The organism is Pseudomonas sp. AC169 (assembly GCF_979258515.1).
Genome location: NZ_OZ409866.1, coordinates 3,738,796 through 3,752,764, shown reverse-complemented (window position 1 = coordinate 3,752,764; position 13,969 = coordinate 3,738,796). Strand labels below are relative to the sequence as shown.

Below are 13,969 nucleotides of genomic sequence, written 5' to 3'. Positions count from 1 at the left end.
TCAGCCAACGCTCAGCCCCAGCCCTTCATGAAATCAATGAACGCCCGCACCTTCAGCGGCAAATGCCGGGTGTCCGGGTACAGTGCATACACCCCCTGCTGCGCAAACCGGTAATCCACCAGCAAACGCTGTAACCGCCCGGCCTCCAGATCATCCTGAATCAACCATTGCGGCAGTATCGCCACGCCTTGCCCGGTCAATGCAAAGGCCCGCAGCGTCGCCGAGTTATCCGCAACGATCGCGGTGGTTCCCGGTTTTGGCTGATAGAAATGCTCTTTACCGGCCGGATCGCTCACGGTCATTTCCGGCACCCGCCCATGCCCTAACGTCGGCATCGATTCCAGGGTTGCCAACGTGGCAACCGGTGCAAAGCGTGCGACCAACTCCGGCGCCGCCACGGCAAACACCTCGAACGTCGACAACTGCACCGCACGCAGATTGGAGTCGTGCATGCGCCCCAGCCGAATCGCCATGTCAAAGCGCTCGGAAATCAGATCGGCATGGGTCGAAGACGTCGACAAATGAATGTTCAACTGCGGTTGCTGCTGGCGAAACACCTCAAGCGCCGGCACCACCTGAGCCAAGGCAAACTCGACCGTCGTGGTGATACGCAGTGTGCCCTTGAGCTGTGCGTGCTCCGAACGCGCCTCTTCGATCGCCAGCCGCGCCTCATCCAGCGTGCGCAGGCAGCGGCGATAAAAGCGCTCACCGGCATCGGTCAGCGCTAGTTGTCGAGTGTTGCGCGTAAGCAAGGTCACGCCCAATTCCTCCTCCAGGCGCTTGAGGTTGAAGCTGACCACGGCGCGCGTCTGCCCCAACGTGTCGGCTGCGGCCGTGAGGGATCCTGCCTCGACCACGGCTTTGAAGGTGTCAAAACGATCCAGGCTGACCATATCCCCGGCGCTCCTTGTCAAAATAATTTTGACAAACTAGCAGCCAAACCAGCGTTTTCCTATGACCAGAAGCGCCCTACCCTGCACGTCTCATTACAGGGAAGCTGCCATGGCTTATCGCTCGAAAGTCGCGCTGGTGTATTTGTTGGGCTTTGCGCTCGACCTGCTGAACATGTTCGTCGCCAGCATTGCCTACCCCGACATCGCGCAACAATTGCACGCCTCGGTGACGCAATTGGCGTGGATCAGCAACGCCTACATGCTCGGCCTGACACTGATCATTCCGCTGAGCGTGTGGCTGGCGACACGGGTCGGTGAGCGGCGACTGATTCTTGCTTCGCTGTTGTTGTTCGGGATTGGCTCGGCACTGGTGGCGCAGGCGGGATCGATTGAAAGCCTGATTGCCTGGCGACTGCTGCAAGGCCTCGGTGGCGGACTGCTGCTGCCGGTGGGCCAGGCCTTGGCGTATCGACAATTCCCCGCGACGCAACGCGCGCACTTCACCGGTGTGGTGTTGCTGGTGGCGCTGCTGGTGCCGGCACTGTCACCGGCGGCCGGTGGACTGATCGTTCAGGCCCTGTCGTGGCGCTGGATTTTCTACTTGAATCTTCCGGTGACGCTGCTGGCATTCGGGCTGGGCCTGCTCTGGCTGAAAGCCGATCAACCGTTGACTGAACGCCCGCCGCTGGACGCGCGCGGCCTGCTGCTGGCAGCCTCGGCGCTAAGTTTAGTGTTGATCGCCATCAGTCTGTTGAGCGACGCCGACACCCGAACCCTCGGCATCTTTGCCCTGCTGCTGAGCCTTGTAATCCTGGGCATTTACCTTCGCGATGGCTGGCGCAAACCCGGCGCGATCCTCGATCTGCAACTGTTCAAGAATCCGTCACTGCGCTTGGCAATGCTGATCTACCTGTGCGTGCCGGGGGTGTTCACCGGCACCCACATGATTGCCGTGTTGTACCTGCACAACCTCGGTACCGGCGCGGCGCAAACCGGCGCGCTGATGCTGCCGTGGGCAATCGGTTCGGGGGTGGCGATCACGCTCGGCAAACGCTGCTTCAACCGCCTCGGCCCCAAACCATTACTGAGCGCCGGCATGCTCCTGCAATGCCTGGGCATCGTTTTGCTGATGCGCATCGAACAACCGGCGAGCACACCGCTGATCGTCGCCTATGCCCTGATGGGGTTGGGCGGCAGCCTGTGCAGCGTCACCGCGCAGACCTTGGCGTTTGTCGGCATCGCGCCAGAAAAAATGGGCCACTCCAGCGCCCTGTGGAACATCAATCGCCAACTCGGTTTCTGTCTCGCGGCGGCACTGCTCAGTTCGCTGTTGGGCGCGTTGGGTGGTAACGGTTTCCATGAGTGCTTTATCGCCGCCGCGCTGCTGACCCTGTTGCCAATGGTCGCCGTCCTGCGTTTCAACTCGACCCACGTGCTCGCGCTATTGAACCCACCTGCCCTTGAGGAAAAAACTGCATGAACGACGCCACGCCCTACCTGGACGAAGTGATCCAGGCGCACGAAGCCATCGAACGATGGTTTGCCGTAGAAGAAGAGAACGCCGCGCTGCAGCACTTGCTGGGGCGTTTTTCGCCACGTTTTTCCATGGTGACGCCGTCAGGCCGAGCGCTGGATGTCGACGCCTTGCGCCTGCTGTTTCGAGCCGCCGGGGGACAGAAGAAAGGTTTCCGAATCCAGCTCAGTGAATTACGTGTGATTGCCTTGCATCAGCGCGGCGCGACCGTGAGTTACCGCGAACAGCAGAGCGATGCGAGCGGTGTGAAAACGGATCGGCGTGCGACCGTGGTGTTTGAAAAGCTCGAATCCGGGCGGGTGTTGTGGCTGCATTTGCAGGAGACGTTTTGCGCTGAGTGATTGCGCGGTAGTCTCCTGAAATACCGAGTCGCCCTCATTCGCGAGCAAGCTCGCTCCCACATTTGGAATGCATGACCTCTGTGGGAGCGAGCCTGCTCGCGAATGGGAGCGACACGGTCTGTCAGTTGTCCACAGCGCTCTGATTCACCACCACCGTGCAAGTAATCCCCGCCGCCAAAAGAACACCCTCCGGCACTTCATCAATATGAATCCGCACCGGCACCCGTTGCGCCAACCGCACCCAATTGAACGTCGGGTTCACATCGGCAATCAGCTCGCGGCTTTCCGGGTTGTCGCGGTCATAGATGCCGCGCGAGATGCTCTCCACGTGGCCCTTCAAGACTTCGCCGCTCATCAACTGCATGTCGGCCTTATCGCCGACTTTCACGTGGGGCAGTTTGGTCTCTTCGAAGAAGCCGTAGACCCAGAACGAGTTCATGTCGACCACGGCCATTTTCGCCTCGCCGATGCGCGCGTAATCACCGCGATGCACATTGAGGTTGGTCACGTAACCGTCGACCGCCGCACGCACTTCGGTGCGTTTCAGGTTGAGTTCGGCGGCTTCCAGTTGCGCTTGCGCATGTTGGTAATCGGCCAGCGCGGCGTCGGCGATGTTGCTGGCGTCGTCGCGGTTTTCCTTGGAGATCACCAGGTTGTCGAGATCGGCGCGGCGATGGGCGTTGACCTTGCGCATCTCCCACGTTGACTTGCGCGAGGCGACCAGCGACTGCGCTTGTTTGACCGCGATGCGGTAGTGCTCGGGGTCGATCTGCATGAGCAAATCGCCCTTCTTGACCAATTGGTTGTCGCGCACCGGCACGTCAATCACTTCGCCGGTGACGTCGGCGGCGACATTGATGATGTCGGCACGCACGCGACCGTCGCGGGTCCACGGCGTGTTCATGTAGTGCTGCCACAACGTGCGGCCGATCCACAGCGCCAGGGCCAGCACCAGCAGGGTCGCGAGCAGGCTGAAAAACTTTTTCATCAGATCGTTCTCAACGGTAGACAGTCAGCGCCATGGCGCCGAACAGACAGGTAAACAGACTCAGACGCAGCAGCGCCGGGTGCCAGAAAAAGCGGTACAGATCAAACCCGGACAGGAATCGATCCACCGCCCAGGCCAGTGCCGCAGCGATGAAAAACATCAGGGTCATGGTCGGCATGTACACGCCGTGGAAAGCGATTTCACGAGGCATGGGCAAGTCCTTCGGGCTTGGCGATGGCGAACGCGGCAAGCGGTGATTGCGGGTCGAGCAGCGAAGTGCGGATGAAGTGCAGATAGCTCTTCACCCGACGCAATGCGGAGGTATCGAAGTGCGGCGCGAACGGTTCATCGGTGGCAGCGACACGGCTGATTGCATGATCGACCGCGACCAGTGCGCGCTCGAGATTGCTGGAGTTCGGTTGCAGAAACAGCCGCACCAACGCGCGGCCCATCACGCGGATTGCCTGGCGCCACGGCTGTGATTCGGCATAGGCCGGGTGTACCGGCAAAATCGCCTGTTCCTTGCGCAACTCGATGATCGCGTGGCCCACTTCAAGCACCACGAACATCCAGCGCAACAAGTTCTTCTGCACCTTCGGCTGACCGGCCGCGAGACCGTAGGCCTGATGCAGCAAATCGCGGGTGCGGCTCTCGAAACTTGAGGCCAGGCCTTTGAGTTTGCCGCTGATCGCATAAACCACTTGCCCGCGCAGATCCTGCTCCAGCCGTTTCCACAACCAGCGACTGTTCGGCGGCAGAATAATCGCCCCCGCCGCCGCGCAGACCAGCATGCCCATGACCATGGCGATGTAGTCGTTGATAAAGGTGTAGGGGTTGTAGATCGTCAGGTTGTCCGGCACTGAACCGGTGCTGAAAAAGATCAGTAAACCGAGGCCGACACCGGCGTATTGCGGGCGCGAGGTGAGGAACGAGCCAAGCACGATCACCGGCGCGAGCATCACGCACAGCAGCGGGAAACCATCGATCCACGGGAAGATGAAAAACATCTCGACGAAGCCGATCAGCGCACCGAGGAACGTGCCGCAAGCCATTTGAAAAGCCATGCGTTTCGGGTTCGGCGTGGCGGCGGAAAGGCCCACGGTGGCGGCGGCGATCAGGGTCATCGTCGCGCCACTTGGCCATGCCGTGGCGACCCAGTAACTGCCCAGCACAATAAGAATGAACGAGGCGCGAATACCCGATGCAGCGGCTGCCCACCAGTTGGTTTGCGGGGTGAACGGCTCGTCCCAGCGCTCGCGTTCGTGGCGGTGATCAGCCAGGGAAGCGTGGGTCTGTGCATAACTGTGCAGATCATCGACGAACCGATAGAGCAATTCGTAGGCGGTGTGGAAATCCAGTTGCTCGGCATCGCTTGGATCGGTTTCCTGGAAGATGGCTCGCAAGCTTCGAACCCGTGCCGCCAGGCCTTCCTTGTAGATTGCCAGCGCGGTCGCCAAACGGGCGGCGTCGGGGCTGGTCAGGGCGCGACCGCTGAAGCCGTCGAGCACTTCGGCGAGATCCTGCAGGCCCGGTCTGATCGCCGCGACCACATGTTCCTCGCCATTAACGCGCAGGCGTTCGAGCAATTGATGCAGGGCGTTGAACCGGGTGGTGATGCCCATGAACTCGCTGTTCAAACGACTCAGTCGACCATTGCGCCGGCGCATGTGCGGGTCTTCAAACACGGTCACGCTGCGCAGACCTTCGAGGCCTACGGCTTCGGCGATGAAGCGCACGTTGTTGGCCTCGAAAGACTCGGCTTTGCTGCGTCCGCGCAGGCCATCAGTGACGAACAATGCGAACACACCGAAACGCTGATACAAGGCGTTGCGCATGGCGGCGCTGGCGGTTTGCGGGAGGATCGCGGCGCTGATCAGGGTTGAGCAGAGAATTCCCAAAGAGATCTCCAGCACCCGCCAAACGGCAGCCATGAAAGCGCCGTCCGGATGCGCCAAGGCCGGCAAACCAACCATCGCTGCGGTGTAACCGGCGAGAACAAAACCGTAGGCGCGGAAGTTGCGGCAGCGCGCAGCACCGGCAGAGCAGATGCCGACCCAGATCGCCAGCGAGCCAAGGAACAGTTCGGTGTTCTGCGCAAACAATGCGATCAGCGTCACCATCATCGCTGACCCGGCCAAGGTGCCGAGGAAACGATAGAAACTCTTGGCGAACACCTGACCGCTCTGCGGCTGCATGACAATGAACACGGTAATCATCGCCGTGCGTGGTTGCGGCAATTCCAGACGCATGGCCAGCCACAGCGTGAGGAAAGCCGCGATCAACACCTTGAAGATGTAGACCCAGGTCACGCCATCGCTGCGCGCCCAGTCGAAGAAACCGCGGCGCCATTCCAGGGAGTAGAGCCAGCGCAGAGGTGCGGGCAAGGGAGTCATTCAAATGTGCTCAATGAGATTCGGTCTGGTCGCAGAACCTGTGGGAGCGAGCCTGCTCGCGAATGCGTTTTCATATTCAACATCGATGTCGATAGATAAACCGCTTTCGCGAGCAGGCTCGCTCCCACATTGGGTTGTGTGTTCAACGCAGGAGGGTCGGGGTTTTCGGTGCTTGGGTTTTCTCGGCCGTCGGTACATCGTTGCCAGCCCCGAGGCCACCGCCCAACGCGGTCACCAGTTCGGCATGCGCACTCAACCGCGCCGCCTGCACCTGCTGCTGCACTTGCTGTTGCTTGAACAGCAATGTCTGCGCATTGAGCACGTTGAGGTAATCGGTAAGCCCACGCTGATAAGCGATCATCGCGATGTCGTAAGTCTTCTGCGCCGTGGCCACCGACTCGGCGGCAAAACCTTGCTGCTTGTCCATCGACTCACGGCGGATCAACTGGTCGGAGATGTTCTTCAGCGCATTCACCAGCGTCTGGTTGTAATGCGCCACGGCGATGTCATAACCGGCGGAGGCTTCACCCAATTCGGCACGCAGTCGGCCACCGTCGAAGATCGGCAGCGAGATCGCCGGGCCGACGTTGTAGTTGAGTTTCTTGCCGGTCAAAAACTCCAGCGCGCCACCGCCGGTGGCCATGTAGCCAAGGCTGCCGACCAGATCGACGTTGGGATAAAACCCTGCGTGCGCCACATCGATTCCACGAGCCTGCGCCGCCACTTGCCAGCGACTGGCGACCACGTCCGGACGCTGACCGAGCAGTTCGGCGGGCAACGCCGACGGCAGTTTCAACGCCGCACCGAGGGATAAAGTCGGACGCTGCAACTGCGCGGCCTCGCCCGGTCCTTTACCGGCCAATGCGGCGAGCTGATTGCGACTGAGGGCAATCTCTTCATCCAGCGCATCGATTTGCCGATGGGTTTCCGGCAGCGGTGTTTCGGCCTGACTGACTTCGAAATGCGTGCCGATCCCGCCATTCAAACGCTTCTGCGCGAGGTCGAGAATTTGCTGTTGCTGTTTGAGCGTCGCCGCGACGATATCGCGCTGCGCGTAATGCAGCGACAGTTCGATATAGGCGCGCACGATGTTGTTCTGCAATTCCAGCTGCGCCAATCGCGCTTCGGCGGCGCTCATGTGCGCCAGATCCACTGCACGTTCGCTGACGTTGCTTTCGCGGCCCCAGAGGTCGAGGGCGTAGCTGAAACCGAGCGCGGCGTTGTTGTCCCACGTCGTGGTGTTGGCCAACTCGCCCGGGCCGTAGAACTGATCGGTCGGCCAGTTGTGCCGCTTGAGTGTCGACTCGCCATTGATCTGCAATGACTCGGCGGATTCGGCGACACCGGCCATGGCTTTCGCCTGGCGTACTCGCGCGGCGGCCATAGCCATAGTCGGGCTGCCGTGCACAGCGAGGTCGATCCAGCGATTGAGTTGTGGGTCGCCGTAGGCTTGCCACCATTGAGCGGTGGGCCAGTTGGCGTCGCGGGCGGCGTGGGCGATGGCGTCGTCGGTGGCCAGTGTATTGGCCTCCATTGCCTTGCCCCGTGGGGCGATTCCGTCCGTTGAGATGCAGCCGCCAAGACCCAAGGTAAAAGCCAGAACACTGAGCGGCAAAAGCGCTCTGTTGATGCGACGCGGCACAGCTGCGAATTCCTGAGAAGAGGATAAGGCGGGGCTTGTTCTCGGTAGGTGCTGCCGCAGGCTGCGATCTTTTGACCTTGATTCCCTTAAACCAAAATCAAAAGAGATCGCAGCCTGCGGCAGCGCCTACAGGGATCGGCGCAATTCTAGGGAAGGCCCTGTACGGCGATAAGCTGGGATTTCTGTGAATCTTTGTTACGGTTAACGAGATAATCCCTTGGTCGGGGGTCTCGCCCCTGAAACTTCGTGTCACAATTTGCCATCTCCCTTGAGAGCACCCCATGGACACTTTGCAAAACATGCGCGCCTTCAGTTGTGTCGCCGAAGCCGGCAGCTTCACTGCCGCCGCCGTGCAACTCGACACCACCACCGCCAACGTCTCGCGCGCGGTCTCCAACCTGGAAGCCCACCTGCAAACCCGCTTGCTCAACCGCACCACGCGGCGCATTGCCCTCACCGAAGCGGGCAAACGCTACCTGCTGCGCTGCGAGCAGATTCTGGCCTACGTCGAAGAGGCCGAAGCCGAAGCCAGCGACGCCCACGCGCGCCCGGCCGGGCAATTGAAAGTGCACACCATGACCGGTATCGGCCAGCACTTCGTCATCGACGCCATCGCCCGCTACCGCAAAACCCACCCGGACGTCACCTTTGATCTGACCCTGGCCAACCGCGTGCCGGACCTGCTCGACGAGGGCTACGACGTGTCCATCGTGCTCGCCAGCGAATTGCCGGACTCGGGTTTTGTGTCACAACGGCTGGGCATCACCTACAGCATCGTCTGCGCCTCACCGGCCTACGTGAAAGCCAACGGTGCCGCGCAAAAGCCCAGCGACCTGCTCAACCACGCCTGCCTGCGCCTGGTCAGCCCGGTGATTCCCCTGGAAAAATGGGCCTTCGACGGCCCGGAAGGCCAGGAAATGGTCACCATCAACAGCTCGCCGTTTCTGGTGAACTCCGCCGACGCGATGAAAACCGCGATCACCAGCGGCATGGGCGTCGGCGTGTTACCTGTGTATGCGGCGATCGAAGGTTTGCGTAACGGCACACTGGTGCGGGTCATGCCGAACTACCGCTCGCAAGAGCTGAACCTGTATGCGATCTACCCTTCGCGGCAATATCTGGATGCGAAGATCAAGACGTGGGTTGAGTATTTGCGTGGGTCGTTGCCGGAGATATTGGCGGCGCATCAGGCCGAATTGGCCGCTTACGAATTAAGCGGCAGTCTTGCTGGTGTGCGTGTTGCCAACTGAATGAAGCGCTCTGCCGATGTTGCTGAACGGGTGCAATTGGCTTTGGCAGCCCCTCTGACGGTCAATTCTTCTCTACTGTCAACTGTCAACTCTGACAGTTGACAGTGCTCCCCCTCACTCCTAGCTTGAAAACGTCGCCAGACCTTGTCTGGTTCAAGGAACGATCAAGGCCAAGGAGTTCATCATGTTCACCAGGCATCAGTTTCCCATTATCAAGACCTCTCCCAGCATCGGTCGTATGACGGCCCGCATATCGGGTGATCTGGACTTCACCTCGCAAAACTTAGGCTTCGCCTACGACCACTACACCACCGACAACAAACTGCACTTGTCTTTAAACACGGTACAGCTCACTACCGATGCAAATGGAAACGAAATCGAGCGCGGCATTGAAATAGTGTTCCCACCCGACATCTCGAGCGGCACCTATAACTTCGAAGATAAAAAGGTCTGTGCGACTTTTTGGAAGATATGGCAAGTGGAGACCCATATCCGCTTTGAAACCTACAGTGCTGATACAGGTTCCATCACCTTGAGCTTTGATCATGATCAAGAACTGTACAAGGGGAGCTTTCAGTTCAAATCTGCTGGCGCTGAAGGTAAGGAACTGGAGGTCAATGGTGGTACGTTCTCCATCAAAGGGCGGGACAGTATTTCGCTCTGAATCTGCCGCGGCCTGTGGCAGAAGAGCAAAAGCTGACTCTCTTCGCCGCGCAGACTTTTGACCCACGGCTCTCTTCATCGCCCCAACCGTCTCCTAAACAAAACGCCTCACCTCTAGGAGCTGCCGCAGGCTGCGATCTTTTGATCTTGCTGTTTAAAAATCAACGGATCGCAGCCTACGGCAGAGCCTACAAAAACAGGGATTTCGCGGAAGTTTCCAACAGGTTTTGCAGGTTATCCGTCGGAAGTGCGGTGGCTAGGATTTTGGTGTCGCTGACGAATCAGCGACCGGACTTGGTCGTCCGGGTTTAGAATGGCGCACTTTTTCAGCTTGCTTAATGGCGAACTGTGCGTGGGAGGGCTTCGGCCCTGCCGGGTTTCCATTCCCTGGTCGACCAACCCGCGTACAGTTCGCCACCCTACTGCTTGGTCGTAGTACGTGACGAACTCCACATCCCGAATGGAGTTTCACCATGTTCAAACCAACGCCTAATCCGCCCGAAACCGACGACACCACCCCCTACGAATTCCCCGGTTCGAAGAAATTCCACGAAGCCGCCGACCGCGCCCTCGATCACTACCTCAAACCCAACGCCCTCACCCTGGGCTTCCACAAACCCAGCACCATGTTCCAGGTCGCTCCCGATCAGGACAGCGAAAGCCTGCTGGTCCACGCCTGCGAATCACTGGCCCAGGCCAGCGTGATGACCAGCGACATCGCCGCCTACATCGACCTGCCGCAACGGCGCACGATTCTGGCGATTCAGCAGATCATCATGCTCGCCGAACTGGCGGTGAATCGCGTGCTGGATAACCACGAAATCTCCCAATCCCCATCTCATAGCTAAAAGCCCCTCACCCTAACCCTCTCCCGCAGGGAGAGGGGACTGACCGAGGTGTTTTAAGGAGGTACGCCGACGTGAAATACCGAGTCGAATTCAGAATCTGAAAAGCCTAAAAATTGGCTCCCTTTCCCTTGGCAGAGGGCTGGGGTGAGCATCCGCCCCGTCGTCCGCCGACGGACGAAGATTCAACTTTGACGGAATTAATCAAGTCTGAAGAGTTATGGTTGAAGAGCCGACAATAGCCAAATGGCATAGCCCACCTGTCAGATCTGACAGTACCTTTTTATCTATTTCAAGCGAACAATGTCGGTGTAGTCCCTCTGAACTTAAAAGGAGTAAGACATGACCATTACAAAAGACACACTTGAAGGACGTAAAAAGTCAGGCACCGGTTTTGTGAATGCCAGAATCAAAGACTATTTCACGGGCCAATTTGAAGGAAGACCCAACATCTTTGTGAGTGATGGAGAGTTGGTGGCATTAAAGACCACTTATCAAAAATCATCGAGCACTTCATTTACGATTGACTTGTTATTTGCTGCAACAATCAAGAAAGGAAGACATTTCTTCACGGAGGAATTTCCGTGCCCGTTCAGCTTTTCGTATACGGAACACAATCACACCAAAGGCTATACCAGCATTAAAGATGCGGGATTAATTGAGGTAAAAGAGTTCGACATTGCCAAGGGCATTTTCAAAGCCACTTTCAACTTCACCTTTAAGGACTTCGACAATAATAATAAGGAGCACCAGATTCATGATGGTCAGATTGATGTCCAAGGCCTTGAGATTATCGAGGGGTGAAGGCACTGGCCGCTCAGATTGCAAGGCCTGACTCAAGTGGAGGCAAGAGCGGGTATCCGCTAGAGGTTCTTGCCGAACTAACGGTGAACCGCGTGCTGGATAACCAGTAAATCCCACAATCCCCGGCACACAGCTAAAAGCCCCTCACCCTAACCCTCTCCCAAAGGGAGAGGGGACTGACCGTGGTGCTTGGGAGAGATACGCCGACGTGAAATACCGAGTCGAACTCAGATTCTGAATCAGATCAAAAGCCCCTCACCCTAGCCCTCTCCCGGAGGGAGAGGGGACTGACCGTGGTGCTTGGGAGAGTTACGCCGACGTGCGATACCGAGTCGAACTCAGATTCTGAATCAGATCAAAAGCCACCCTAGCCCTCTCCCGGAGGGAGAGGGGACTGACCGTGGTGATTGCGAGAGATACGCCGACGTGAATATCGAGTTGAACGCAAATTTTGAGAGGCCCACCATCGGCTCCCTCGGGAGAGGGCTGGGGTGAGGGGCAGCAAAACGCAAATCAAAAGCCGAACACCCGCTCTTCACCACTCAATAGGCCGAGTGTCAGCTCGCCTGCTTTTGATCTTGATCTTGATCCACGGGCGACGTCGGAAGGCTGAGTGGAGGGATTGATCCGGGCGTGGGAGCGCAGCGACCGTTTGGCGCAGCCAAACACAGCGGGAGTAGGTGCAGCGAAGCAAACCGGAGACGCTGCGCCCGGATCGATCCCGCAGCGAAGGAACCCCGAGCCTCAGCGAGCGGGCCGCACGTAGGAGCAAGCGTTTTTTTGCTTACTTTTTTGAGGCGTTTGTCAAAAAAGTGAGTCGCCGTCAGGGCGAAACCCTAAGCCGCCGTTACCGCAGCAACGGATATACACCCAGCCCCCCAAGAACATGGTCGGCCCAAAGGCCGCCAAGACACCCCAAAACAAAAATGTTAGCGTGCTTGGTATCAAGCCCGAACAAGAGCCAAAAACGATGAAAAAAACTGTCCTGGCCTTCAGCCGCATCACGCCCCCAATGATCGAACGCCTGCAACAGGAATTCGACGTCATCGTCCCCAACCCAAAAGCCGGCGACATCAACGCCCAATTCAATGAAGCCCTGCCCCACGCCCACGGCCTCATCGGCGTCGGTCGCAAACTCGGCCAGGCCCAACTCGAAACCGCCACCAAACTCGAAGTGGTCTCCAGCGTCTCCGTCGGCTACGACAACTACGACCTCGACTACTTCAACCAACGCGGGATCATGCTCACCAACACCCCCGACGTCCTCACCGAAAGCACCGCCGATCTCGCCTTCGCGCTGATCATGAGCAGCGCCCGCCGCGTCGCCGAACTCGACGCCTGGACCAAGGCCGGGCAATGGCAAGCCAGCGTCGGCGCCCCGCTGTTCGGCTGTGACGTCCACGGCAAAACCCTCGGCATCGTCGGCATGGGCAACATCGGTGCCGCTGTCGCCCGCCGTGGCCGTTTCGGCTTCAACATGCCAATCATCTACAGCGGCAACAGCCGCAAAACCGAACTGGAGCAGGAACTCGGCGCGCAATTTCGCAGCCTCGATCAACTGCTCGCCGAGGCCGATTTCGTCTGCCTGGTAGTGCCGCTCAGCGACAAGACCCGCCACCTGATCAGCCATCGCGAACTGGCCCTGATGAAACCCGGCGCGATTCTGGTCAACATCTCCCGTGGCCCGGTGGTCGATGAACCGGCGCTGATCGAAGCCCTGCAAAACAACCGCATACGTGGCGCTGGTCTGGATGTCTACGAAAAAGAACCGCTGGCCGAATCGCCTCTGTTTCAGCTGAAAAACGCCGTGACATTGCCGCACATCGGCTCCGCCACGAACGAAACCCGCGAAGCCATGGCCAATCGCGCTCTGGCCAACCTGCGCAGTGCCCTGCTCGGCGAACGCCCGCAGGATCTGGTCAACCCGCAAGTCTGGCGCGGATAAAAAAATACGGGCAAGTGCAACACTGCACTTGCCCGTTAGTTACTGCCATACACAACTTGAAATTGAACAACAAACCTAATCAAACAACAGCATTATAAGCTCTCACTGGCTTTCGAATTATCGACGAGCACTATGGAGAGCTAAAATCTTGAACACCCTGACTACCGACAAACTTATCCGCTACAGCAAAGTCATATTGATGGCTTACATCAGTTTCTTTGGCCTGCTGGTGATGATCCACAACTTCACCGATTACAATTCAAACTACACTTACGTGGCGCATATCCTGAGCATGGACACCACCACCGCCAGTGAAACCATCAAGTACCGAGCCATCGATTCACCGATGATTCATCACCGGATCTACTGGTTCATCATCACACTGGAAGTCACGTATACCGTGTTGTGCCTGATCGGCACCTATCAGCTCTATCGCAACATCAACGCCCCCGCCGAAGTATTCCACGAGGCGAAGAAATTTTCGATCATGGGCATACTCGCGGCCATCTTCATTTATTACGTGTGCCTGCAAACTGTGGGTGTGGAATGGTTTGACATGGACACTTCGCAATCATGGAATGCCAAGGACTGGGCGCGGCATATCGTTGATTTCATCTTCCCGGTAATGATTTACATCACATTGAAAGTCGAGCGCTGAAGTTCAGCGCTCG

13 protein-coding genes are annotated in these 13,969 nt (G+C 58.3%); 8 read left to right on the top strand and 5 right to left on the bottom strand.

From position 1 onward, the window contains the following. Positions 1-11: 11 nt before the first annotated feature. On the bottom strand, positions 12-893 hold the full coding sequence (locus ACZZ0G_RS16830) for a LysR family transcriptional regulator (RefSeq protein ID WP_463556872.1): 882 nt from the start codon (positions 891-893) through the stop codon (positions 12-14). A gap of 109 nt (positions 894-1,002) precedes the next feature. Between ACZZ0G_RS16830 and ACZZ0G_RS16825 the strand changes: the two genes are divergently transcribed. Continuing rightward, on the top strand, positions 1,003-2,373 hold the full coding sequence (locus tag ACZZ0G_RS16825) for an MFS transporter (protein WP_463556871.1): 1,371 nt from the start codon (positions 1,003-1,005) through the stop codon (positions 2,371-2,373). Next, positions 2,370-2,768, top strand: coding sequence for a DUF4440 domain-containing protein (locus tag ACZZ0G_RS16820; protein WP_463556870.1), 399 nt, complete (start codon positions 2,370-2,372; stop codon positions 2,766-2,768). The genes ACZZ0G_RS16825 and ACZZ0G_RS16820 overlap by 4 nt, the downstream gene beginning before the upstream one ends. 121 nt (positions 2,769-2,889) lie before the next feature. Here the strand turns inward: ACZZ0G_RS16820 and ACZZ0G_RS16815 are convergent, their stop codons facing one another. From ACZZ0G_RS16815 to ACZZ0G_RS16800, 4 genes are all read right to left on the bottom strand, one after another. Next, on the bottom strand, positions 2,890-3,756 hold the full coding sequence (locus tag ACZZ0G_RS16815) for an efflux RND transporter periplasmic adaptor subunit (RefSeq protein WP_463556869.1): 867 nt from the start codon (positions 3,754-3,756) through the stop codon (positions 2,890-2,892). Between the two features lie 10 nt (positions 3,757-3,766). Beyond that, on the bottom strand, positions 3,767-3,967 hold the full coding sequence (locus ACZZ0G_RS16810) for a DUF1656 domain-containing protein (RefSeq protein ID WP_007914106.1): 201 nt from the start codon (positions 3,965-3,967) through the stop codon (positions 3,767-3,769). Beyond that, positions 3,957-6,149 (bottom strand): FUSC family protein, encoded by a 2,193-nt coding sequence (locus ACZZ0G_RS16805; protein WP_463556868.1) that lies wholly within the window; start codon positions 6,147-6,149, stop codon positions 3,957-3,959. The genes ACZZ0G_RS16810 and ACZZ0G_RS16805 overlap by 11 nt, the downstream gene beginning before the upstream one ends. Before the next feature lie 142 nt (positions 6,150-6,291). Beyond that, complete coding sequence (locus tag ACZZ0G_RS16800; protein WP_463556867.1) at positions 6,292-7,791, bottom strand: efflux transporter outer membrane subunit; 1,500 nt, start codon at positions 7,789-7,791, stop codon at positions 6,292-6,294. Between the two features lie 281 nt (positions 7,792-8,072). Here ACZZ0G_RS16800 and ACZZ0G_RS16795 point away from each other — a divergent pair, with 281 nt between their 5' ends. The 6 genes from ACZZ0G_RS16795 to ACZZ0G_RS16770 all read left to right on the top strand — a co-directional run bounded on the left by ACZZ0G_RS16795 (position 8,073) and on the right by ACZZ0G_RS16770 (position 13,956). Continuing rightward, on the top strand, positions 8,073-9,041 hold the full coding sequence (locus ACZZ0G_RS16795) for a LysR family transcriptional regulator (protein WP_102900633.1): 969 nt from the start codon (positions 8,073-8,075) through the stop codon (positions 9,039-9,041). A gap of 184 nt (positions 9,042-9,225) precedes the next feature. Next, on the top strand, positions 9,226-9,705 hold the full coding sequence (locus ACZZ0G_RS16790) for a hypothetical protein (RefSeq protein ID WP_463556866.1): 480 nt from the start codon (positions 9,226-9,228) through the stop codon (positions 9,703-9,705). A gap of 472 nt (positions 9,706-10,177) precedes the next feature. After that, positions 10,178-10,552, top strand: a complete 375-nt coding sequence (locus ACZZ0G_RS16785) for a DUF6124 family protein (protein WP_463556865.1) — start codon at positions 10,178-10,180, stop codon at positions 10,550-10,552. Positions 10,553-10,891: 339 nt separating this feature from the next. Then, positions 10,892-11,353, top strand: coding sequence for a hypothetical protein (locus tag ACZZ0G_RS16780; protein ID WP_463556864.1), 462 nt, complete (start codon positions 10,892-10,894; stop codon positions 11,351-11,353). Between the two features lie 970 nt (positions 11,354-12,323). Then, positions 12,324-13,298 (top strand): 2-hydroxyacid dehydrogenase, encoded by a 975-nt coding sequence (locus tag ACZZ0G_RS16775; protein ID WP_463556863.1) that lies wholly within the window; start codon positions 12,324-12,326, stop codon positions 13,296-13,298. Between the two features lie 148 nt (positions 13,299-13,446). Then, positions 13,447-13,956, top strand: a complete 510-nt coding sequence (locus tag ACZZ0G_RS16770) for a DUF2165 family protein (protein WP_463556862.1) — start codon at positions 13,447-13,449, stop codon at positions 13,954-13,956. The last annotated feature ends 13 nt before the right edge of the window (positions 13,957-13,969 follow it).